A 21,893-nucleotide genomic window follows, 5' to 3' on the forward strand; every position below is an offset into this window, starting at 1 on the left:
TTCGACCGGTCGTGCTATGTCGCCGCCCACAGCGAGCGGTATGTGACATTCCTCGAAAATGCGTGGGCCGAATGGTCCGCGACCGGCAAGACGCACGACGCGCTGCCCCTGGTCTGGCCGGTTCGCGACCTGGCGATCAACGATGAGCCTGGCTTCATCGACGGCAAGCTCGGCTTTTATGCAATGGACGCTGGCGCCCCCATCACCCACGGCACCTGGGAAGCCGTGCGCAGCAGCGCGGATGTGGCCCTGACGGGTGTCGACCTGATCATCGACGGTGCCCGCGGCGCTTTCGCGCTGTGCCGCCCGCCGGGGCATCATGCCGCACGGGAATACATGGGCGGCTACTGCTATCTGAACAATGCGGCGATTGCGGCAGAGCGCTGCCTCAGCCGCGGGGCGAAGCGTGTGGCGATCCTGGATGTCGACTTCCACCACGGCAATGGCACGCAGAACATCTTCTACGATCGCGACGACGTGCTGTTCGTCTCGCTGCACGGTGATCCTCATATCTCGTATCCGTATTTCGCGGGCTTTGCGCATGAGCAAGGTACCGGGCGCGGAGCGGGCTTCAACCTGAACTACCCGCTTGCCAAAGGCACTCGCTGGGATACCTACGAGGTCGCTCTTGCCGATGCCCTGAAACGTATCCAGGCCTGCCAGCCTGACTTCCTGATCATCTCGCTGGGCGTCGATACGTTCGAGCACGATCCCATCAGCCATTTCCGCCTGACCAGCGCCGACTTCGTGAAGATGGGCGAGGCTATCGCAAGGGCAGGGCTGGCGACGCTGTTCGTCATGGAAGGGGGCTACATGGTGGATGAGATAGGCATCAACGCGGTGAACACGCTGCAGGGTTACGATGGTATTGCGGGTCCTGTCTGACAGAGCCCCCCACCTGTCGCAGGCGGGGGGGTTCCCGGTGCCGGTCGGTCAGTAGCGCGGCGAGAGATGGATGCCGGCGATCATGCAGCGAACCGATCCACCGGCCATCTCGATGGTCGGAACGTCGAGCGGCACCAGTCGCGCGGAGAGCTCGATGCGCTGGCGCTGTTCATCGGTGAGGCTGTTGAACGCCCTGCGCGACAGCGCAAGGATCCTGCCGTCGCGGCCGGACAGCTCGATGGCATTGCCGGCGAATTCCTTGATCTGCTGACGGGTCAGGTCGATCACATCGCGGCCCGACTCGATCAGCCGGTCACGGACTTCCTCGGCGCGACGCTTGTCGGTGAAGGATTCGAAGCCGACCAGCGCGAACGCTGTCGCCACACACATCAGCACGTTGGTGTGATAGATGGGCGAGCCGTGTTCGTCGGCGGTATCGAACACCATGGGCTCGAAGTTGAAGTGGGTACTGAAGCGCTCCAGGGCGATCGGGTCGGCGCGGTTCGAGCGCGCGGTGTAGGCCACCCTGGACAGATGATCGAAGACCATGGCGCCGGTGCCTTCAAGAAACAGCTGGTCCTGTTCCAGGCCGGAGTAGTCGATCACGTCCTGGACACGGTACTGGTGCTTGAGCATCTCGATGACATCCGTGCGCCGCTCGCGGCGGCGGTTTTTCGAGTACATCGAGTAGAGCGCGACGTGCCCGCCGGGGTGGGTGGAGAACCAGTTGTTCGGAAACACCGAGTCGGGCGTGTCGTGCTCGCCTCGATCATCGAACAGATGAACCCGCACACCCTCCGCCTCGAGACGCCCGGCTGCCTGGGTGACTTCGCTGAGCGCGGCCTCGGCGATGGCCTGCGCCGCGAGGTCGGGGCGCGCGCGCTGGAAGGAATTGTCCGCGGCCGTTTCCGGATTGGGGGTGAAGGCGTGGGGCCTGATCATTACAACGGCAGCGGGTGCCTGGATCGAACGCGTGGGAAGTGGCATCTGAGTGTACCGGTATCAGGAGCGGGAACGCGGGGCTCAAGCCACGCGGCGAATGCGGTTCTTGGCGTTGCGGCCGCGGGTGTGGCTGAACAGGTCCTTGGGGTCTTCATCCACCCAGGGCACCAGGTCGATCTTCGTGCCCATCGCGCGTTTCTCGGCCTGTTGAAGCACGTAGCGCAGCACCGAGTAGTCCTCGAGCGCGAAACCGACGGAGTCGAAGACGGTGATCTGCTCCGCGTACTGACGTCCTTCGGCCTCGCCGCGCAATACGCGCCACAGGTCGACGACCGGGAAGTCCGACGGCAACTGCTGAATATCTCCTTCGATGCGGGTCTGCGGTTCGTACTCCACGAACACCCGCGAGGCGCGAAGCACATCGGCGTGCAGCTCGGTTTTCCCCGGGCAGTCCCCACCCACCGCGTTGAGGTGCATCCCGGGCTCGAGCATGTCGGGAGTGATGATAGTGGCGTACGCCTTGTCGGCGGTCACCGTGGTGATGATGTCGACGCCTTTCACTGCCGCGGCGACAGAGTCGGCCCGCGTGATGGTCAGGCCGCTGTACGCCTGCAGGTTGCGGATCAGCTTGGCGGTGGCCAGTGGGTCGGTGTCGTAGGCGACGATCTCCTCGATGCCCAGGTGCTTGTGAAAGGCCAGGGCCTGGAACTCGCTCTGCGCGCCATTGCCGATCAGCGCCATCTTGCGCGAGTCTGGACGTGCCAGCGCTTGCGCGGCCATCAACGATGTCGCGGCGGTGCGCATTGCCGTGGCGATGGTCAGTTCGGACAGCAGTACCGGATACCCGGTGTCCACCTCCGCCAGCACGCCAAAGGCCATGACGGTATGCAGGTCTCGCGCGGTATTGGACGGATGCCCGTTGACGTACTTGAACGCATAGCGGCTGGTGTCCGCGACGGGCATCAGTTCAATGACGCCCACCTCGGAGTGGCTGGCCACGCGCGCAGACTTGTCAAAGTCCTGCCAACGTTTGAAATCCTCTCGAATGGCGGCCGCCAGTTCACCGATGAAAGGCCCCACGCCAATATCGTTCACCAGGTCCGACATGGTCGGAACATCAATAAAGCACGTCATCTTGTTATACCTGTCAATGTGCCTGCATTTATCGCGATGCTGTGAATGGGATAAATACAGGGGGGATGGAAAAGTGTTCAGCAAGAAGAGTGTGATGAAAGAGTGGATCAATATGAAGAAGACAGGTTGCCAATTTTGACGGTTTTCTGGACAATCTGTTAACCAATAATAGCAATTTGAATAGACTGGCCTACATCATGGACAAGATCGATCAGGAACTCATCGCGCTGTTGCGAGATAACGCTCGTCTGCCAGTCATGACGCTTGCCAAGAAGCTGAAGGTCGCCAGGGCAACGGTCCAGAACCGCATCAACAGGCTCGAAGAGCAGGGTGTGATCATCGGTTACACGATCCGTCTGCGCTCGGACGCGCTGGAGCAAGGGGTACGGGCCATCACCAGCATCGGCATCAGTGGCCATCATGCCGCGGAGGTCAAGCACGCGCTTCGCGGGCATCCCAACGTGGTGGCGATCCACTCCACCAATGGCCGCTGGGACCTGATGGCAGAAGTGCGCGCCGACACGCTCGAGTCCTTCGACCGCGCGCTGTACACCATCCGCTCGATCCCTCATATCGAGAACACGGAGACCAGCATCCTGCTCTCCACCTTCAAGATGTGAGCGGGCATATCGTCAGGTACGCAGTACATAGTGCACAGCATCCGTGTCTGGGTGCGCAGTTTGTAGCGTTCCGGTTGACCGGTCCTGCTGGCAGAATAAGGGCGCTCTTGAGTATTACCCGGGCGTTTTGCAATGTTGACTAAGCCAGTGTCAACAGCGCATGGCCGTGGGTGGTTACTACTTAAAGAAAAAGAATAAGAGGTTACACATGCATCAATCGTGCGACTCGCAAGACGCGGCTCTGCAAGAGCGTGGGGTATTGAAACGACGGCTTGAAAACCGGCATCTCCAGCTCATATCGATCAGCGGTGCAATTGGCACGGGACTGTTCATGGGGTCGGGCAAGATAATCGCGCTGTCGGGAACTTCCATTCTCCTGGTGTATGCAATTATCGGTTTCTTCGTGTTCTGCATCATGCGCGCGATGGGCGAAATGCTCCTGGCCAATCTTCAGATGGGCTCGTTCGCCGATCTCGTTCACAACTACCTTGGCCCCCGCGCGGGCTTCATTCTGAGTTGGTCCTACTGGCTGAGCTGGGTGGTGGCAGCAGTGGGCGACGTGGTCGTCGTGGCAGGTTTCGTGCAGTACTGGTATCCGGATATGCCGACCTGGCTGCCGGCCTTCGCCACGATGTTCCTGTTGCTGGCGCTCAACATGCTGGCGGTCAAGGCGTTCGGCGAGGTGGAGTTCTGGTTCGGGCTGGTCAAGATCGTCGCGATCGTGCTGCTAGTGGTGACCGGCCTGGTCATGGTCGCCACGTCCTACACGTCGCCTGCCGGGGTGACGGCGTCGTTCAGTCATCTGGTGGCGCCAGGCGTGGTGTTGCCGCATGGGATCATCGGCTTTCTCGGCGGCTTCCAGATCGCGATATTCTCGTTCGTGGGCACCGAGCTCATCGGCACGGCGGCAGCGGAAGCCAAGAATCCCGAGAGAACACTGCCCAAGGCGATCAACACCATTCCGGTTCGCATCCTGCTGTTCTACATCACCGCCCTGGCCTGCATCATCAGCGTGGTGTCGTGGGCCAACGTGCCGGCGAATCGAAGCCCGTTCGTGGAACTGTTCCTGTTGGGCGGGCTGCCAGCGGCTGCGGGCATCATCAATTTCGTGGTGCTCACCTCCGCGGCATCGTCGGCCAATAGTGGCGTCTACTCCGGCTCGCGAATGCTGTTCGGCCTGTCCCACCAGCAACAGGCGCCCGCGGGATTCGGGCGCCTGTCCAGGGCAGGCACGCCGGTCAGGGCGCTGATGTTCTCGGGCGTGTGCATGGCCATCGCGCTGACCTTGCTGTTCATCATCCCAGAGGTCATGACCGTGTTCACGCTGGTGTCGACCATCTCGGCGGTGATGATCATCGTCACCTGGTCGCTGATTCTGATGTCCTACTTCGCCTACCGTCGCCAGTGCCCCGAAGCGCATGAGCGGTCCGGGTTCAAGCTTCCAGGCGGCAGGATGACCGCGGGGGCTTCGCAAGCGTTCCTGATCTTCGTGCTGTGCCTGCTCGCGATCGAGCCCGATACACGCGCGGCCCTGTATGTCATGCCCCTGTGGTACCTGGGGCTGCTGCTCGCGTACCGTCATCGGGCCAACGCGGGGGCTCGGCGCATGGCGGCCACGACGGCCTCCTAGCGCGGGACAAAGACAGGGGCCTGCGTTTGTGCGCAGGCCCCTGTGAATGCCTTGGATGTCTCATGAAGGCACGGCGGCCTTCCAGGTAATCAGAACACCAGCTTGAACAGCGCGATCACCACGATCAGGCCAATCAGGAAAATCACACCAACGGTACCGCCTAGAAATTTCAGCATGGGGCTACTCACTTCAGATGGGCTTAAACCTCTAGACCCCTTCGCGCCATCAGTGGTTTCGTCGGATATCGCAAGCCTCCGCCAACACCGATTGGCAAATCCCGCCTGATGCCTCAGGCTTGCGCGCTGCAACAGCGTGCTGGCAGCCCGGCACGCCTCTGGATATCAACGGCGGAGCGGCACATGGCCTCCTCGAAACGACAATACTCAGGTATCGAGCGCGAACTGGTGCGCGCGCTCACCCATGCCTGCGAAACAGCCAAACATGAAATCACCGGCTTTACCTGGCTGACTCATCGCGTGGACTACGCCCGGTTCCCGGAAAGCCTGGTGGTGACCTGGGTATTCGACAGCGACAACAGCATGAACGCCGCGATCGCCAACCAGGGTGCCATGACCCTTCAGGCGCTCACCCTGGCGGCCTTCGAGGACATCGGCATTGCTGTCGCGAGCATCAAGCCCCACGTCGAACTCGACTCCGAGGAGCGCTGCGCCTCCCAGCACGGCGGCGACTGGGCGGCACGATTGAATTCACGGCACAGGGCGGGCGGCAAGCATGGCCAAAGACATTGAGAATCCCTGCGTTTCGCTGTGCCAGCTCAACAGCGAGATGTGCGTAAGCTGCGGCCGCACCCGTGAAGAAATCCGCAAATGGCGCGGCATGAAACGGCCGGAGAAGATGGCGACGGTGCAAAACGCGGCGGCGCGCATGAAGACCCTCGCCAAGAAAAAGAACAAGCGCTAGCGGCCACGACGCATGGGCCAGTGAAAGGCCCATGCGCCACAAAGCCAATGCCCGGCCACATCAGAAGGTGTAGGCAATCCCCGCCTGCACGGTGCGTGGCGCGCCGGGGTAGACGTAAGTGTTGAACGCCCCTTCGTCGTAGCCTTTGTCGAACACGTTCTTCACGTCCAGGTTCAGGCGCACATGTTCGTTGAGCTGGTAGAAGCTCAGCAGGTCGACCACGGTGTATCGCTCCATGGTATAGGTCTGCGCGGCGGTCTGCCCGGCGCGGTCATCCACGTACTTGACGCCGAAGCCCAGGCCCAGTCCTTTGGCCAGCCCGTCCTGGAACTCGTAGGTGTTGAGCAGGCTGAAGCTGTTGCGCGGGATGTTGGCCAGGCGTGTGCCAGTGGGCAGGCTGCTGTCCTTGGTCACTTCGGCATCGACGTAGGCATAGCCACCGATCATCCGCCACTCGGGAGTCAGGTTACCGGCGATGTTGATGTCCAGGCCGCGGCTGCGGACCTCGCCCGCCGCAATGCTGAAGGTGCCGGTAGGGTCGTTCGGATCGCGCGCCAGCACGTTCTCTTTGACGATGTGGTAGATCGCGGCATCGATGCTCAGCTGGCGGTCGAGCGCCTCCCACTTCACGCCCAGTTCGTATGACTTGCCTTTCTCCGGGTCGAAGCCGCCGCCTTGCTGGCTGGCACCACTGTTGGGCTTGAACGAGCGCGCGGTGTTGGCATACACCGCGAGCGTATCGGTCAGGTCGTAGATCAGGCCGAAGCGCGGGGTGACGGCGTTCTCGGCCTTGGTGAAGTCACGCACGTTGTTGAGCTTGTCATCGTAGTCATGCTCGAAGCGCTCGAAACGCACACCCGCCAAGGCCTTCAGCCGATCGGTCAGGGCCACCTGGTCCTGGACGAACGCGGCCCAGGTCTTGAGGTTTTCCTTGTCGTAGGTGGTGGTGCGCGTGAGGGCAGGGCGGGCCTGGCCCAGGACCGGGTTGAACAGATCGATCGGGTAGGCGCCATTGCCCGCCGCGGAGCGCTGAATAATCGAGTTGTAGTCGTAGTCCTCGTACTCGATCCCGGTCAGCAGCGTGTGGGCGTAACCGCCGGTGTCGAAGTGACCGGTGAGGTTGAGCTGATAGTCGCGGTCAGTCCATTCCAGCTTGCGGTAGTTGAAGTTGCGCCCCAGGGTGCGCCCGTCCGCTTGCAGGCCGTTGGCCTCCACGGCGTTGCCCTTGAGCGTGCCGTCGAGCCACTGCAGGCCGCCGGCCAGGGTCCAGTCGTCGTTGAGGAAATGCTCGAAGCGCAGCTGCGCCATGTCGTTGTCGTTGTGCAGCAGGTTGTCGCTGCCTTTTTCCCAGATGTTGGTGTCACGCGAGGCGCTGCCGCGCTGTGTCGGGTAGCGGGTCAGACCGCGGTCCAGGGGGTGGTTGTTGCGCATGAAGTCACCCTCGAAGACGATCCGGGTGCTGTCGTTGACCTGCCAGGACAGCACCGGCGCGACGTCGTAGCGCTCGGTCCGCACGTCATCGCGGAAGCTTTCGCCGCCTTCGCCCAGCACGTTCAGGCGGTAGGCCAGGCGGCCGTCCTCGCTGAGCGGGCCGGTGGCATCCAGGGTGGCGCGGTGCATGCCCTGGTCGTCCAGCTGGCTGCCGAGCGTGACCTTGTTCTCGCTCAGGGGTTGCTTGCTGACCACGTTGAAAGTGCCGCCAGGATCGCCCCGGCCATACAGGCTGGTGGCGGGGCCGCGCAGCACTTCGAGGCGTTCGACGGTGTTGGCGTCGGGCGCGTTCGGGTAGCCGCGATTGATCGGGAAGCCATTGCGGTAGAACTCGCCCGTTGTAAAGCCGCGCACGGTGAAGGTGGTCAGTCCCTGGCCGCCAAAGTTGTTGGCGCGCCCAACCCCGCCCGCGTAGTCCAGCGCATCCTGCAGGCGAGTGGAGGCGGTGTCTTCCAGTACATCCTTGGGCACCACGCTGATCGACTGCGGTGTTTCATGCAGCGCCGTGTCGGTGCGGGTGGCGCTCGCCGAGCGGCTGGCCTTGTAGCCAAGGACCAGGCCGTCGGCGCGCTCCACGTCGCCGGCATCCGCGCTGATGTTTACAGCGTCCAGCTGGATGTTCGAGCTGTCTGGAGGGGTTGAAGCTGCCCAGGCGGTCAGAGGGGCGGCGTGTAGCAGGCACAGCGAAACGATCGTGCGGCGCATCGATTTACGACCTGATCAGGGGGAGGGGGAGGAATGCGCCTTGATACTACTTGTAAATAATTCCCAAATACAACGTGTCTGAGTCATTTCTGCCAATGCCAATGGCAGTGCATTGGCAAGTGCTGTGCCATCGGCCTGGAAGGCAGGCTGGCACCCGAATCGTGCCAGCCTGAGAGTCTTCGCTACTTGCAGTTCCCGGCCTTGCGGTAGCCCGCCGCTTGCGCCGCGGGTTCGGAGCGGAACGTGACCTGGTTCTTCACTGACACCTTGCCGTAGCTGGGGCAGCCTTCAGGGAGGTGATACAGGTGGCTGCTGCTGTTGCCGATGATCGCACCGCCCGCCGAGGCGCTGGCGACCGTCGGTTGCACCGCAGGTTTCGAGCTTTTCGCCGGGATGGCGCTGACGACGCCATCACCTTTGGGCTTGTAGCCGGGCGTCCAGCTGCGTTCGCCGGTCACGAAGGGGTTGGAGTGGCCCATGATCGCGGCGATGCGGCGGTTGCGTTCCTTCTCCCAGGTGCTGACCGGGTGCTGTTTGTCCCAGGCCATGAACAATTGTTGCTGCTGACGTGACATGTTCAGCTTGTACCGGTCGAACATGTAGAACGTGGTTCGCGCGACCAGTCCCTTGACCTCGTCACGGGGTTCTGCGGCGCGTTGCTTGAAGTCGACGCGGGTCTTGCACTGGCCGTATTGCGAGTCAACGCCGGAGACCATGCCGTAGTTGAAGTTGCTGCGGTCGCCGTTCACTTCGCCCACGGAAGGGTAAAGGTTGAAGAGATCGGCTTCCATGGCACGGAAGACCGGATCGTCATCGACACAATGCTTGCGTCCACCGTTGTTCCAGCACTGGCGCTGGTGGCCGAACGTCCAGGCCGGGACGATGTGTTCCCACTCGGTACGGTCGGCGCGGGTTTGTTGGCTTCGTGCCTGCAGGCCACAGGACTTGGGGTCTACCCGGCCGCCGGACTTGCCGACCCAGGTCCACTTGCAACCACAGTAGAGTTCGCCCATGGCGCTGTTAGCCTGGTCGAGGTAGATCTTCTGTTTGGCAACGGCCTTGGCTTCGGTGAAGGTCGAGGGGGGATTGGCGTGGGCGGGGGTAGTGATTGAAAGGGCGAGTAGCAGGGCGGACAGCAGTTTGATCATGGCGACGCGTTATCTTGATGTGGGGGCGCGCAGTATACGGGGGAGACGTTTTAGGGGGCAGGGCAAGTGGCCAAGTTGTTTTTTTATTGGCGGCTCTGGCTGATAGGTAGTGCGAATATTCGCTTGGTTGGATGCGACGTGCTGGTTGGGCGTGTCTTGTGGTGCGATCGAGGGCGAAGCGGTCCTGAAGTCGTTAGATGCTGGAAAGTGCAGATGGCTACATTCGGTGTTCCCTGCCACCACCGCACAACACGGTAACCCTGCGCCCCGGCGAGGGCTCTGCCCTCGTTTCGCGGCACAAGGCACGCGCCTACAGGGCCCGGCTATGCCGGGCCGGGGACTGTGATTACTTCGGTAGAAGACAGTTGCTCTCAGAGGGCCCGGCGATGCCGGGCCGTGAGGGGTCAGTCTATCGCTCGCGAGCGTCCACACTCCGGACAGGAATTCGCTCAGGAGGTTGGCAGCCCGAGGAACACGAGCCACAACCGCTGCCGCAGTCACTGCCCTTGGACGGCTTCAAGCGTCGCCACAAGAACGCCGCCGCATAGATAACCACAGCTGCAATAACCACGTACTGCGCAATCAGTCCGCTACTCATGACACCGTCTCGGCCAGTTGATAGGTCAACAACGCAAGCCCATAGGCCACGGCAAACATGTACCCGAACGCCAACCCGACCTGGCGCCAGCTGGCCGTTTCCTTGCGGATCACGGCAAGCGTCGACATGCACTGCGGTGCGAAGGCGAACCACACCATCAGCGAGAGCGCGCTGGCCAGTGACACTTGCGCGCTCAGCGCCTGGCTCAAGGACGCGACATCGTCGGCGCTGGCCACCGAGTACACCGTGGCCAGGGTGGCGACGGCAGTTTCACGGGCGGCGAACGCCGGGATCAGCGCCAGGGTGATCTGCCAGTTGAAGCCCAACGGCGCGAACAACGGCTGCAGGGCCTTGCCCAGGTAACCCGCCACGCTGTAGTCGATGGCCGCGCCAGTGGCGCCCGCTGGCGCGCTGGGGAAGCTGGCGATCACCCACATGATGACCGTCAGCGCGAGAATCACCCCGGTCAGCTTCTTCAGGAACAGGTAACCCCGCTCCCACAGCTTCAACGCCAGATCACGCGCTCGCGGCAGGCGGTACGCCGGGAGCTCCATCATCAGCACCGGTTGCTGCATGGCCGTGGGCCGAAGGCGCTTGCACACCCAGCCGACCGCCATGGCGCCGACGATGCCCAGCAGGTACAGCCCGAGCAGGACAATGCCCTGCAAGCCGAACACGCCCCCCACGCGCACATCCGGTATCACCGCGCCGATCAGCAGCGCGTACACCGGCAGGCGGGCCGAGCAGGTCATCAAGGGCGCGACCAGGATGGTGGTGAGCCGGTCATAACGGTCGCTGATGCTGCGCGCGCCGATGATCCCCGGGATCGCGCAGGCGAAACTCGAGAGCAGTGGGATGAACGACCGCCCGGTGAGGCCGACGCTGCGCATCAGCCTGTCGAGGATGAACGCCGCGCGGGGCAGGTACCCGGACTCTTCCAGCACGAAGATGAAAAAGAACAGCACCAGGATCTCGGGCATGAAACCCAGCACGGTGCCAAGGCCACTGATCAGGCCGTCACAGATCAGACCTTGCAAGGGCCCGGCGGGCAGGACACTGCTGGCGAGCGTCGCCAGCAGGTCGAAGCTGTCGGCGACCCAGTCCGTGATCGGCTTGCCGATCGAATACACGCCCTGGAAAATCAGGAACATCACGGCCACCAGCACCAGTGGGCCCACCACCGGATGGATCAGCCAGCGGTCGATGGCATCGACGCGATCATTCGAGAGCTGCGGCATCGTCACGCTCGCATCAAGGATGTCGCGCACGCGCGCGTGCAGGTCCGCCGCCGGGTCTACAGCCGGCGCGGGCCTGATCGTCTCCCACTCATCGAGGGCTTCGACGAGTTGCCGGGCACCGTCATGACGAATTGCGACCGTCTCTATCACGGGCATCCCCAGCTCGGCCGAGAGCCTGTCCCGGTCGATCCGGATGCCACGCTTGCGCGCGGCATCGGCCATGTTCAGCACCAGCACGGCGGGCAAGCCCAAGCGTTGCACCTCCAGCACGAAGCGCAAGTGCAGGCGCAGGTTCGTGGCATCGGCGACGCAGAGCAACAGGTCGGGGCGGGCTTCTCCGGGATACTCGCCCTGAAGCACTTTCAAGGTGACGTGTTCATCCTGGCTCATCGAGGACAGGCTGTAGGTGCCAGGCAGGTCCAGCACCCGGCAACGGGCACCGGAGGCCATCGTCACCGTGCCCTCCTTGCGCTCGACCGTCGCCCCGGCGTAGTTGGCCACTTTCTGCCGGGCACCCGTCAACAGGTTGAACAAGGCCGTCTTGCCGCAGTTCGGATTGCCCACCAGGGCCAGGCGCAGGTCGGCCATCAGGCGCCCACTTCCACCAGGACCATCCTGGCTTCGTCCCGGCGCAGCGCGAAACGGGTACCGCCCACCTGGATGAGCACCGGGTCGCCACCCCAAGGGGCTCGTGCGACCACCGACACGCGCTCGCCAGGCACGAAGCCGATGTCCTGCAGACGCTGACTGACCGGGTCGGCATCGCCCGATCGCTCGACCTGCGTCACACAGGCTTCCTGACGGCGTGGCAAATCACACAAACGCATAGTGGTGTCCAGAGGATGATAATGATTAAGATTTGCGGGGATCCTAGGGCCCATGGCAGGTCGATGCAAGTAACATGAAAACATCTTCATGCTGAACCGGCTGCGCCCCGTGAGGTTAAAAAAGCGCAGCGTTCAAGCTGTAAACTGCTTTCGAATGAACCCATGCGATTGCCTAGTTTCAAAATAATTAAGCCGTTACCCCTCGGCAAATCCACTAGCAGGCTGCTACTGTATATTCGTCCGTCCCGAATCCAAGGAAACTAATCCATGTCGCGTTTGGCAGAATTTCGTCAACTAGAGCAAAAACTCGCGGCTCAGCTTGCTGAGCTTGAAGTCATGAAGGGCAGTTCCGAACTCAAGGCCGAAATCGAATTCGAAACCAAACTGCGCGCCCTGCTGGAAAAATACGGCTTCAGCCTGCGCGAGATCATCAATATCCTCGACCCGCAGGCCGGCCGCCGCGCGCCAGCCGCTGCCGCGCCGCAAAAGGCCACGCGCAAGGCGCGTGAAGTCAAGGTCTACAAGAATCCTCACAACGGTGAGCTGATCGAGACCAAAGGCGGTAACCACAAGTTGCTCAAGCAGTGGAAAGCCGAATACGGCGCCGAGGAAGTGGAATCCTGGCTGGGCAAGTAACCGGCCAGGCATTGCCACACCTTCGCTAGCCCCACCTCGGTGGGGCTATTTCATTTGGATCAACAAGGGCTTTATTTCCCTCCTGCCCACAACCGTTCAACGGAACTACCGCGCTGAAGGCCCCCCTAAGACTTTCCATGCGCACTAGCACAACGCTAGTTCCACGTTTCGGATGTGGCTTCATGTCTTCAAGTGTCAGTTATTCATCCCCCGCGCAACATAACGAACAACGTGCGTCTTCACGTCGGCTCATCTTCATTTCTGTTCTCGTCGCAACCATGGGCGCGCTGGCGTTCGGCTACGACACCGGGATCATCGCCGGTGCGCTACCGTTCATGACGCTGCCCGCAAGCCAAGGCGGGCTGGGCCTGAATGCCTTCACCGAGGGCCTGATCACCGCCTCGCTGATCGTCGGGGCGGCCTTCGGCTCGCTCGCCAGTGGCTACCTGTCCGACCGCTTCGGGCGACGGATCACGCTTCGCGCGTTGGCGGTGCTGTTCATCATCGGCGCACTGTCGACGGCCACCGCCCCGTCGGTGCCCTTCATGGTCGCCGCGCGTTTCGTCCTGGGTATCGCGGTGGGGGGAGGGTCGGCAACCGTGCCGGTGTTCATCGCCGAGATCGCCGGGGCATCGCGCCGGGCCCGGCTGGTCAGCCGTAACGAACTGATGATCGTCAGCGGCCAGCTGCTCGCCTACACGCTCAGCGCGGTGATGGCGGCGCTGCTGCATACACCTGATATCTGGCGCTACATGCTCGCCATCGCCATGGTGCCGGGGGTCTTGCTGCTGGTGGGGACCTTCTTCGTGCCGGCCTCGCCGCGCTGGCTAGCCTTGAAAGGACGTTTCGACGAGGCGCAAGGCGTGCTCGAGCAATTGCGCGACAGCAAGGCCGAAGCACACCGCGAAGTGGAGGAAATGAAGGCCCAGGCCGAGCAAGCCCGCAATAGGCCTTCGAAAAAACAGCTGCTGCGCCAGAAGTGGGTGATCAAGCTGCTGTTCATTGGCATCGGGCTGGGGTTCACCGCGCAGTTCACCGGCGTCAACGCCTTCATGTACTACACGCCGCTGATCCTCAAGAGCACAGGCCTTGGCACCAATGCCGCGCTGACCGCGACCATTGGCAACGGGATAGTATCGGTGATTGCCACGCTGCTGGGGATCTGGGCCATTGGCCGTTATGGCCGTCGCCACCTGCTGATGACCGGGCTGGTGGCGGTCATCCTGATGCAAGCGGCCCTGGGGTGCGTGATGCTGTTCATGCCGCAGAACCTTGTGCAAAGCTATACCGCCCTGGCCTGCATCCTGGTGTTCCTGCTGTTCATGCAGATGTGCATCGCGCCAGTGTACTGGCTGCTGATGTCCGAACTGTTCCCGATGCAGGTCAGGGGCGTGCTGTCCGGTGCCGCGGTGTCCATGCAGTGGCTGTTCAACGCCACCGTCGCCTTCAGTTTCCCGATCGCGGTGGCATGGCTGGGCAACCCTACGTTCTTTGTGTTTGCGGTGATCAACCTGGGGTCGTTGGCGTTCGTGTTCTTCTGCTTGCCGGAGACGAAAGGCAAGTCGCTGGAGCAGATCGAGAAGCATATGAAGCGGGAGCTGTAACCCCCGCTGGATGCTACTTGAACCCTACCACGGCATGCGGCACGTACAGTGCCTCAAGCCGCGCGGTCTCGGCCTCGGTCAGCGGGAGGTCGAGCGCCGCGATCGCGTCATCGAGCTGGGCGACCTTGGAGGCGCCGACGATCGGCGCCGACACCCCACGTTTGCCCAGCACCCACGCCAGCGCGACCTGCGCCATCGGCACCCCGCGCTCCTGGGCGATCTCTTCGACCACGCCAATCACCTTGCCATCCTCGGCCTCGGTGCCTTCATAGAACGACTGGCCAGACACATCGCTGCGCGTGCGCGCGGTCTGCTCGCCATGGGGCCGGGTCAGGCGGCCGCGGGCCATCGGGCTCCAGGGCATCAGGCCGACACCCTGGTCGATGCACATCGGGATCATCTCGCGCTCTTCCTCGCGGTAGATGAGGTTGAGGTAGTTCTGCATCGACACGAACCGGCTCCAGCCGTTGCTGGCGGCGACGTGCTGCGCCTTGGCGAACTGCCAGGCGTACATCGAGGAGGCGCCGATGTAGCGCGCCTTGCCCGCCTTGACCACGTCGTGCAGGGCTTCCATGGTCTCCTCGATCGGCGTGGTGTAGTCCCAGCGGTGAATCTGGTACAGGTCGACATGGTCGACGCCCAGGCGGGTCAGGCTGGCGTCGATGCTGGAGAGAATCGCTTTGCGCGACAGGCCTTGCTCGTTCGGCCGCGAAGCGCCTTCCCACATGTTGGCCGGGAAATACACCTTGGTGGCGATGACGGTTTCATCACGGCGGGTGAACTCCTTCAGCAGCTTGCCCAGGATGATTTCCGAAGTACCCGCCGAGTAGCTGTTGGCGGTATCGAAGAAGTTGATCCCCTGTTCGACGGCGTGGCGGATGATCGGACGGCTGGCGTCCTCGCCCAGGGTCCACGGATGGGTGCCGGCGTCCGGCTCGCCGAAAGTCATGCAGCCCAGGCACAGTTTCGAGACATCCAGGCCTGTGGTTCCCAGCTTGACGTACTGCATTGCACTCTCCTCGTATTGGTCGTGGGAGGAGACTAGCGCTGATTCGGCCCTGCGAAAATTCCGTATCGGTGCAAGCGTGCTCTGCAGAAATTCACAAGCGCAGGAGGGGGCGCATGTGGCGGTTCACGAAGTCGGTCACCGCCTTGATGCGTGGCGTGTCGCGCACGTCCTCGTGGACCGCCAGCCAGATCTCGATGCTCATCGAGTCGCCGTCGTCCCGTACAGGGTCAAGCCCGTATTCCTGGGCCATGAAGGCTGGCAGGCAGGCAATGCCGACTCCGCCCGCGGCAGCCTGGGCCTGGATGCGCAGGTCGTTGCTCTGCAGCGCGAAAGGACGGTGGCCCGCCTGCTCGTTCAGCCAGCGCTGCTGGGGCGACCTGGCCTGGGACGCGTCGTAGCCGATGTAAGCCGGCTGTTCAAAGGTGCGCAGGTAGGAGGGCGACGCGTAGAGCCGGTAGTCCAGATGCCCCAGCAGGCTCGCCACCAGCGTGGGCTCGGTGGGCCGGGTCAGCCCGATGGCAATGTCCGCCTCGCGTCGCGCCAGCGAGGCGCGCGACTTGCTGCCGACCAGTTTCAGGCGCAGCTGCGGATAGCGCTGGTACAGCTCGCCGAGGCGCCGGGCGATCATGCTGCCGAGCAGGGCAGGGGGCGCGGACAGGACGACCTCGCCTTCGACCTGCTCCTGCCCGGAGCTTGCGAAATGCTCGAGCGCGAAGGATGACAGCGTCATCTGGTCCGCGAATTCTGCGACACGGCGGCCTTGCTCCGTGACGGCATAGGCCCGGGGACGGCGGTCGACCAGCTTGAGGTTGAGGGAGGCCTCGAGCGATGAAATCCGCCGCGCCACCGTCGCATGATCGACACCCAGCGCCTTGGCGGCCGCCGACAGCGAGCCCGCGGCCACGAAGGCGGAGAAATAGCGCAGATCTTCCCAGTCGAACATAGCCATGCCTTTGTTTCAGAAGCCCGATGATACCGCGCTGGAACCTACAGCGGCATATCCAGTGCCAGGGCCTTCCAGCTGGCCTTGCGCTTGCGCTCCACCAGCGCGGCCAGTGCGTCGCCGCTCGGTGCGCCCTGGCGGGTGAACTTCACGGGGGCCAAGGTGAACAGGTAGACCTTTTCGTCCTCGGGGATATCCTCGTCGCTGCCGCGGGTGTTCCAGGGCTTGTCCACCACGAGCATGGCATCGACCTGGGTTGGCCAGGGCAGGTCGGCAAAGGCGGTATCGTCGCGCCGCACCAGCGTGCCCTCGGCCAGCGGACCCTGCTCGAGGGTGCGGCGGGTCAGGCGTGACAGCAGCCGCACCGGGAAGCGCCACGGGTCGTCCGGGCCACTGTCGACGTGGGGCAGGGCCCAGTCGCCGGGCAGGCAGATGAACAGCTCGGTCATCGGCGCCGCCTGGAACAGGCCGAGGGTGAACAGCAGCTTGAAGTCGTTCTTGCCGCCCACCAGGCTGACGTGCAGGCTGGCGCCAGGGTCTTCTCTGGCAGGGCTGAAGACGAGCGGCAATACTCGGCCAACGGTCTCCTGGACGTAGTTGAGAATGGAGTTGCCACCTTCGGGGACGTCGTCATCGCCGGTGTCGCTGATGCTCCGGGCGCCGTGGCTGCGAAGCAGCTGCGCGGTGGCCGGGTGGTTCCAGGTGATCGCCGAATCCAGCGGGCTCTTGTTCAGCCGTCGGTGCAGGCGATTGGCGTCCGCGCCGTGGCACAGCAGCAGCTCGACGACGTCGTGGTACCCGTTGATGGCTGCGCCATGCAGCGGACCGCAAATGCTGTCGGGTTGACCCTCGACCTGCGCGCCGGCGTGCAACAGGGTCTGGCAGGTGTCCAGATGCCCGCCGCTGGCGGCCAGTTCAAGCGCGGTGGCGCGGCCATGGCGCAGCGCCGGCCGATCCAGCTCCAGGCCGCGCTCGAGGAGCAACACGCATATCTGGTCCTGGCCGTAACGCGCCGCGACATGCAACAGGCCTTCGGCCTCAGGATTGCCGAAACGCGTCAGTGACAGCAGTGCAGGGTAGGTGTCGGCGAAGTGCCGGACCTGCGCCAGGTCGCCTGTTTCCACCGCTGTGTAGAGGCTGTCGAGCAGGCTCTGGTGCTCTGCGTAAAGTGCTTGCGAATCGGTCATTGGCCGACCATCCCCTGTCTGAATTCGTTGCGAAGCTCGCCCAGCACACGCTCCACCCCCTGCAGGCCCTGGTGCTTGACCTCGGCAAGGCGGGTGAAGACTTCCTTGGCGGCAGAGACGCTGTGGGTGCGGCCGCCATTTTCGGCCCAGGTGAAGTTGCGTGGATCGGTGTTGATGTCGATACCCAGGTCTTTCATGATTTTCTGCGCATCGAGGATATAGGCCCGGTTCTCGGGCTTCCAGTTTCTGGGCGCCGCTTCGCGCACCACGTGGTGGCGGTGCGGCTTGTCCATGCCAACGGGCGCATCGCCCATGTCGTCGCGGTCCTTCTTGCTCATCCGGCAGACCGCCAGGCCATGCGGGTCGATCCAGGTGGCCGGGTTGGGCGCGTAGCGGTACAGGTTCAGGCCCCCGGCCAGGCCGATCGGGTCGGGCTGGGTGAAGCGTCCGATGTCCGGGTCGAAATAGCGGAACAGGTTGTAGTGCAGGCCGGTCTCGCGGTCCAGGTACTGGCCCTGGAAACGCAGGTTCTGCTCTTCTACGTGGGCCGGTTCGCGCGCTTCGGCCACGGTGTTGCCCCACACCTGGTAGCGTGTCTGCCAGAGCAGCTCGCCGGCACTGTCGGTGAGGCGCTCGGGCAGCCCGCTCAGGTCGTTGTGGAAGTAACGCACCTGTTGGTGCGCGCCGCTGCCGTCGACCCGGGCCAGCGGCTCGAAGCTGCCGTCGGGGTAGAGGAAAAGACTTTGCAGGCCATTGCGCCGTTCACCCAGCAAGCGATAGCCGTCCCAGCTGAACCGGGTCTCGCCGAGCAAGCGGCCCTCGGCGTCATGCTCGCGTTTTTCCACGCGTCGTCCCAGCGGGTCGTAGCGCATGCGGACCACTCGCTCACGGCCGCCTAGCAGGCTGCGCACCTCCACCAGGCGCTGCTCGGCGTCATAGCGCAGGCGCTGCACACCGCGGCGGGCGCTGCGCTTCTCGACCAGTCGGCCGAAGGCATCGTAGCGATAGCGTTTGTCCTGGTAGGTGAGCACACGGTTGTGCCGCACCAGGCCCGGTGCGGTGCCATCGAGCAGGTTGCCCGCGGGGTCATAGGCGAAGCGCTCGTCGATTCCACCGGGCGTCTGGCACGCCACCACGCGCTGGGTGGCGTCGTGCAGCAGCCATTGTTGTTGCTGCGCCCCCGGCGACTGATTGAAGCGCCCGCTCAGGCTGTCCTGCAGGTCGTATTCGAAACGTTGCTGCAAAGGCGAGGGCAGGTGCGCCGCCGCAGAGCGGGCCCGGCTCAGGCGCGCCCGCAGGCGGCCGGCGCGGTCATAGTCGCTGCGGGTTTCCAGTTCGCCCTGGGTCCGGTGGATTTCACGGTGCAGGCGGTCGCGCTCGAAGTCGCTGATCAGCACACCGTCCAGATTGATCTGGTGCAGGTGGCCACTGCCATAGTAGAGCTGGTTGAGCACACGCCCATCCGGCAACCGGCTGCGCACACGGTTGCCCAGCTCGTCGTACTCATGGTGCAAGGCGCCGTCAGCGCTCTGCTCGCTGACGATCCGGCCCAGCGCATCGTAGGCGAAATCAAGCTGTTCGCGGTGGTCCTGGGCGTCGACGGAGCACACCGACAGCATTCGGTCGAGCGCGTCGTACTGGTAGTCGGTACGGCCGTCGTCGGTGATCCTGGCCACCAGGCGGCCACCGGCATCGCGCTCGAAACGGTGGATGATGGCGGCCGGCGGTACCTCGGGCACCAGGCTCAGGCCAGCCCCGTGGGGCGCCGGTAACTGATCCACCCCAAGCAGGCCGTCGAGGGCGTCATGGTGGTAACGCCGCGCGCTGCCGTCCAGGTCCTGGCGCTCGACCAGTCGATCCCCTGCGTCCCAGCTGAAACGGTAGGGTTCGCTGTTCTCGTTGGTCAGGGTGAGCAGCCGGCCGTAAGGGTCATAGTGGCGTTCGACAGAACGTTCCAGTGCATCGACCTGGCGCAGCAGCAGGCCGCGGCGGTCGTACTGGTAGCGCTGGCTGTGGCCTCCCGGGTCGGTGTGGCGCACCAGCTGGCCGCTGTCGTCGTAGTCCATCTGCTCGCGGCGGCCATCGGGGTGGAGCACCTCGAGCAGCCGGCCATGGAGGTCGCGGCGGTACTGGGTGCGTTCGCCCAGGGCGTCGATCGAGCTGGAAAGGTGGCCATTGCGATCGTACTCGAGGCGGGTCGGGTAGCCGGAGCAGTCGACCAGTTCCGTGAGGCGGCCAAGGTCATTCCACTTGAGATGCCGAGTCTTGCCGCTGGCGTCCGTCACGGCGATGGCGCGCCCGTGCCCGTCGTAACGCACCCGCGTGCGATGGCCCAGCGGGTCGGTGCGGCAGGTGCAGTTGCCGCGTGGGTCGTAGCGGTAGTGCCAGGTGTTGCCGCCGCGGTCGGTACGCTGGCGCGGCAGGGCCCAGTGCTCCAGCCACTCGGTCGATTCGCTGCGGCCCAGCGGGTCGAGGGTCTGCACGAGGTTGCCGGACTCGTCGTAGTTGAACCGCCACTGCCCACCCGCCGGGTCGGTGGCCCCGAGCAACTGGCGTTCGTCGTTCCAGTCGAAGCGCCAGGTCAGGCCCAGGGCGTCGGTATGGCGGGTGATCTGGTACTGACTGTTCCAGTGGCGCGTGCCCACCCGGCCCAGGCCGTCGGTAACGCGGGTTTCCCCCGCCTCGACATCATGCTCGAAGCGATACTGGTCTCCGGCATCGCTCCAGTAGCGGACCACGCGCCAGCCATCCTCGGCCAGGGCCCATTCGTAGTAGCAGCGCAGTCCGGTCGGCAGCTGGTGCCCGGTCATCCGCAGGCCGGCGTCATAGTCGAAGCGTCGTGTGATGTGACCATTGGCGGCGTGCACGTCAGCCAGCTGGCCGGCAGTGTCGTAGCCATAGCTGACCAGCCGAACGCTGTCGCCATCGCCGAAGCGCCGTTCGATATGGCTGAGTCGCGCCGGCCACGCGTCGCTGTAGTGCAGCAGCAGCTCGACCAGGCCGAAGGCGTCGCGCAGACCACGCAGGCGCCCAAGATCGTCGTAGTCGAGGAGTACACGGTTGTCGTTGCGGTCGCCCAGCTGGCTCAGGCGCAGGCGGGTCGGTTGCCCGGGCGTGGGCTGGAACAGACGATAGCGGCCGTCACGATCCTCGATCAGCACTTCGCCATTGCGCTCCCGGCGCACGCCCAGGCCCTCGCTGGCGCTGTAGCGCGCATCGCCTGGGGGAATGTCGCCCATGTCGATGCAGCGCGCCTGCTCGTCGATGAACAGCAACCGTTCGCCGCCTGCCGGGTGTGGCTGGATGTCGATGAAGACCTCGTACTCGACGCTCCAGCCCTGGCCCAGCAGTCCGGGCTCGCGTTCGCCATGGCTGTTGTAATGGCGCTGCCAGCGCAGCGGGATCATCCCTGGCAGGTCGAAGTCGAGTTCCTCGGGTCCATTGAGGATCTTCGCGCCGGTAGGCACATGGACCGGATGGGGCGAGCCGACGATGGCCGAGGTCAGGGCGCTGCTGACCTGGCCGGTGACCAGGTTGGTGACACCGCCGATCAGCATGCAGCCGAACTTGCTGTAGAACTTGCCGCCGCGCCCGCGCAGCAGCATCAGGGCGGTGATCGCCAGGCCGATGCCGGGCGTCTTGCCGCTGCGTATCTCGCGCACGACCGTGGCGCCGCCGCCGATGCGCACGTTGCTGGAGACCAGACCTGCGTCGACGATGACCGCCTCGCAGGTGCTGCGGTCACCGCTGCGCGCGGCGGGGTGGCCGTTGATCATGACCTTGCTCGACCCCTCGGCAAGGTAGTGCGGCGGCATCGGCGGGTGCTTGGCGCACACTACCTTGTCGTCCGGCGCTGGCGCTGTGTTGGGCGCGGACGAGGCGACGGTGGGGCGCCACATCTGCGAGAAGAAGCCCTTGGCGATGTCCAGGAAGCTCTCTTCCGGTTCTGCCTCGCCGGCCTCACCCTCGGTGCCGTTCCCCAGAGGCACCAGCGGCGCCAGTACTACGCCAGCGGCGCGGGCGGCGCGTTTGCCATTGGTCCTGGTGTTGTCGGAGCCGGACGCGATGGTGGCCTGCACCGAGGGCGGAAAGAGGGCATTGCCGATGCCCTCGCATAATCGGCTCAGGCCGGTGTCGGCGCCGGACTTGGCCATGACCACGCCGACCACCAGACCGACCACCGCGCCAAGCACGAAGCAGCCCAGGCCGCCAGTGACCACGGTAATGCCCAGGGCCGCGCCCACGGCAGCGGTGGCCAGGGCGCCGATGACCACGTTGGCGGCCACCTCCAGCACACCGCCGAGAATGTCGGCCATCATCGAGGTGTGCAGCAGCGCGTCGCCTTCGCGGGCCGCCCAGAGAGCGTCGGACATCC

Annotated in this window: 18 protein-coding genes; 7 read left to right on the forward strand and 11 right to left on the reverse strand. The window is 64.0% G+C overall.

The features are described 5' to 3' along the window. Positions 1 to 885 (forward strand): histone deacetylase family protein (locus tag VJS90_RS08815; protein WP_324121063.1); only part of this gene is annotated, 885 nt, incomplete at its 5' end. 48 nt (positions 886 to 933) lie between these two features. Here VJS90_RS08815 and ctlX read toward each other — a convergent pair. After that, entirely contained in the window at positions 934 to 1,872 is a 939-nt protein-coding gene (ctlX, locus tag VJS90_RS08820; RefSeq protein ID WP_414704923.1) for a citrulline utilization hydrolase CtlX, read from the reverse strand. 36 nt (positions 1,873 to 1,908) lie between these two features. Beyond that, positions 1,909 to 2,961 carry an ornithine cyclodeaminase gene (locus VJS90_RS08825; RefSeq protein ID WP_324121065.1) on the reverse strand — a complete coding sequence of 351 codons (1,053 nt, stop codon included), beginning with the start codon at positions 2,959 to 2,961 and terminating at the stop codon, positions 1,909 to 1,911. 197 nt (positions 2,962 to 3,158) lie between these two features. Between VJS90_RS08825 and VJS90_RS08830 the strand changes: the two genes are divergently transcribed. The 4 genes from VJS90_RS08830 (at position 3,159) to VJS90_RS08845 (ending at position 6,132) form a co-directional block, all read left to right on the forward strand. Beyond that, positions 3,159 to 3,581, forward strand: a complete 423-nt coding sequence (locus tag VJS90_RS08830) for an Lrp/AsnC family transcriptional regulator (RefSeq protein WP_324121067.1) — start codon at positions 3,159 to 3,161, stop codon at positions 3,579 to 3,581. Positions 3,582 to 3,789: 208 nt separating this feature from the next. Beyond that, positions 3,790 to 5,211 carry an amino acid permease gene (locus VJS90_RS08835; RefSeq protein WP_324121069.1) on the forward strand — a complete coding sequence of 474 codons (1,422 nt, stop codon included), beginning with the start codon at positions 3,790 to 3,792 and terminating at the stop codon, positions 5,209 to 5,211. Between the two features lie 359 nt (positions 5,212 to 5,570). Beyond that, positions 5,571 to 5,960 carry a hypothetical protein gene (locus VJS90_RS08840; RefSeq protein WP_324121071.1) on the forward strand — a complete coding sequence of 130 codons (390 nt, stop codon included), beginning with the start codon at positions 5,571 to 5,573 and terminating at the stop codon, positions 5,958 to 5,960. After that, positions 5,944 to 6,132 carry a DUF1289 domain-containing protein gene (locus tag VJS90_RS08845; protein ID WP_324121073.1) on the forward strand — a complete coding sequence of 63 codons (189 nt, stop codon included), beginning with the start codon at positions 5,944 to 5,946 and terminating at the stop codon, positions 6,130 to 6,132. Before VJS90_RS08840 ends, VJS90_RS08845 begins: the two co-directional genes overlap by 17 nt. Positions 6,133 to 6,192: 60 nt before the next feature. Here VJS90_RS08845 and VJS90_RS08850 read toward each other — a convergent pair whose 3' ends face one another. The 5 genes from VJS90_RS08850 to VJS90_RS08865 form a co-directional block, all read right to left on the reverse strand. Beyond that, entirely contained in the window at positions 6,193 to 8,328 is a 2,136-nt protein-coding gene (locus VJS90_RS08850; RefSeq protein ID WP_324121075.1) for a TonB-dependent siderophore receptor, read from the reverse strand. Between the two features lie 182 nt (positions 8,329 to 8,510). Then, complete coding sequence (locus tag VJS90_RS08855) at positions 8,511 to 9,476, reverse strand: endonuclease (RefSeq protein ID WP_324121078.1); 966 nt, start codon at positions 9,474 to 9,476, stop codon at positions 8,511 to 8,513. 409 nt (positions 9,477 to 9,885) lie between these two features. Next, positions 9,886 to 10,074: a FeoB-associated Cys-rich membrane protein gene (locus VJS90_RS21860; protein WP_414704924.1), complete on the reverse strand. Its 189-nt coding sequence runs from the start codon at positions 10,072 to 10,074 to the stop codon at positions 9,886 to 9,888. Beyond that, positions 10,071 to 11,900: a ferrous iron transporter B gene (gene feoB, locus VJS90_RS08860; RefSeq protein ID WP_324121080.1), complete on the reverse strand. Its 1,830-nt coding sequence runs from the start codon at positions 11,898 to 11,900 to the stop codon at positions 10,071 to 10,073. The genes VJS90_RS21860 and feoB overlap by 4 nt, the downstream gene beginning before the upstream one ends. Beyond that, positions 11,900 to 12,229 (reverse strand): FeoA family protein, encoded by a 330-nt coding sequence (locus VJS90_RS08865; RefSeq protein WP_414704925.1) that lies wholly within the window; start codon positions 12,227 to 12,229, stop codon positions 11,900 to 11,902. Before VJS90_RS08865 ends, feoB begins: the two co-directional genes overlap by 1 nt. A gap of 177 nt (positions 12,230 to 12,406) precedes the next feature. Between VJS90_RS08865 and VJS90_RS08870 the strand changes: the two genes are divergently transcribed. Together VJS90_RS08870 and VJS90_RS08875 are read left to right on the forward strand one after the other, a co-directional pair. Then, on the forward strand, positions 12,407 to 12,775 hold the full coding sequence (locus tag VJS90_RS08870) for a histone-like nucleoid-structuring protein, MvaT/MvaU family (protein ID WP_324121083.1): 369 nt from the start codon (positions 12,407 to 12,409) through the stop codon (positions 12,773 to 12,775). Positions 12,776 to 12,957: 182 nt separating this feature from the next. Continuing rightward, positions 12,958 to 14,379, forward strand: coding sequence for a sugar porter family MFS transporter (locus VJS90_RS08875; protein WP_324121085.1), 1,422 nt, complete (start codon positions 12,958 to 12,960; stop codon positions 14,377 to 14,379). A gap of 13 nt (positions 14,380 to 14,392) precedes the next feature. Here VJS90_RS08875 and VJS90_RS08880 read toward each other — a convergent pair whose 3' ends face one another. The 4 genes from VJS90_RS08880 to VJS90_RS08895 form a co-directional block, all read right to left on the reverse strand. Beyond that, positions 14,393 to 15,388, reverse strand: a complete 996-nt coding sequence (locus VJS90_RS08880; RefSeq protein ID WP_324121087.1) for an aldo/keto reductase — start codon at positions 15,386 to 15,388, stop codon at positions 14,393 to 14,395. A gap of 91 nt (positions 15,389 to 15,479) precedes the next feature. Then, positions 15,480 to 16,331, reverse strand: a complete 852-nt coding sequence (locus VJS90_RS08885) for a LysR family transcriptional regulator (RefSeq protein WP_324121089.1) — start codon at positions 16,329 to 16,331, stop codon at positions 15,480 to 15,482. 44 nt (positions 16,332 to 16,375) lie between these two features. Then, positions 16,376 to 17,518 (reverse strand): ankyrin repeat domain-containing protein, encoded by a 1,143-nt coding sequence (locus VJS90_RS08890; RefSeq protein WP_324121090.1) that lies wholly within the window; start codon positions 17,516 to 17,518, stop codon positions 16,376 to 16,378. Further along, entirely contained in the window at positions 17,515 to 21,891 is a 4,377-nt protein-coding gene (locus VJS90_RS08895) for an RHS repeat-associated core domain-containing protein (protein ID WP_324121092.1), read from the reverse strand. The genes VJS90_RS08890 and VJS90_RS08895 overlap by 4 nt, the downstream gene beginning before the upstream one ends. Positions 21,892 to 21,893 lie beyond the last annotated feature (2 nt).

It is taken from the genome of Pseudomonas sp., assembly GCF_035277045.1.
Taxonomy (GTDB): domain Bacteria; phylum Pseudomonadota; class Gammaproteobacteria; order Pseudomonadales; family Pseudomonadaceae; genus Aquipseudomonas.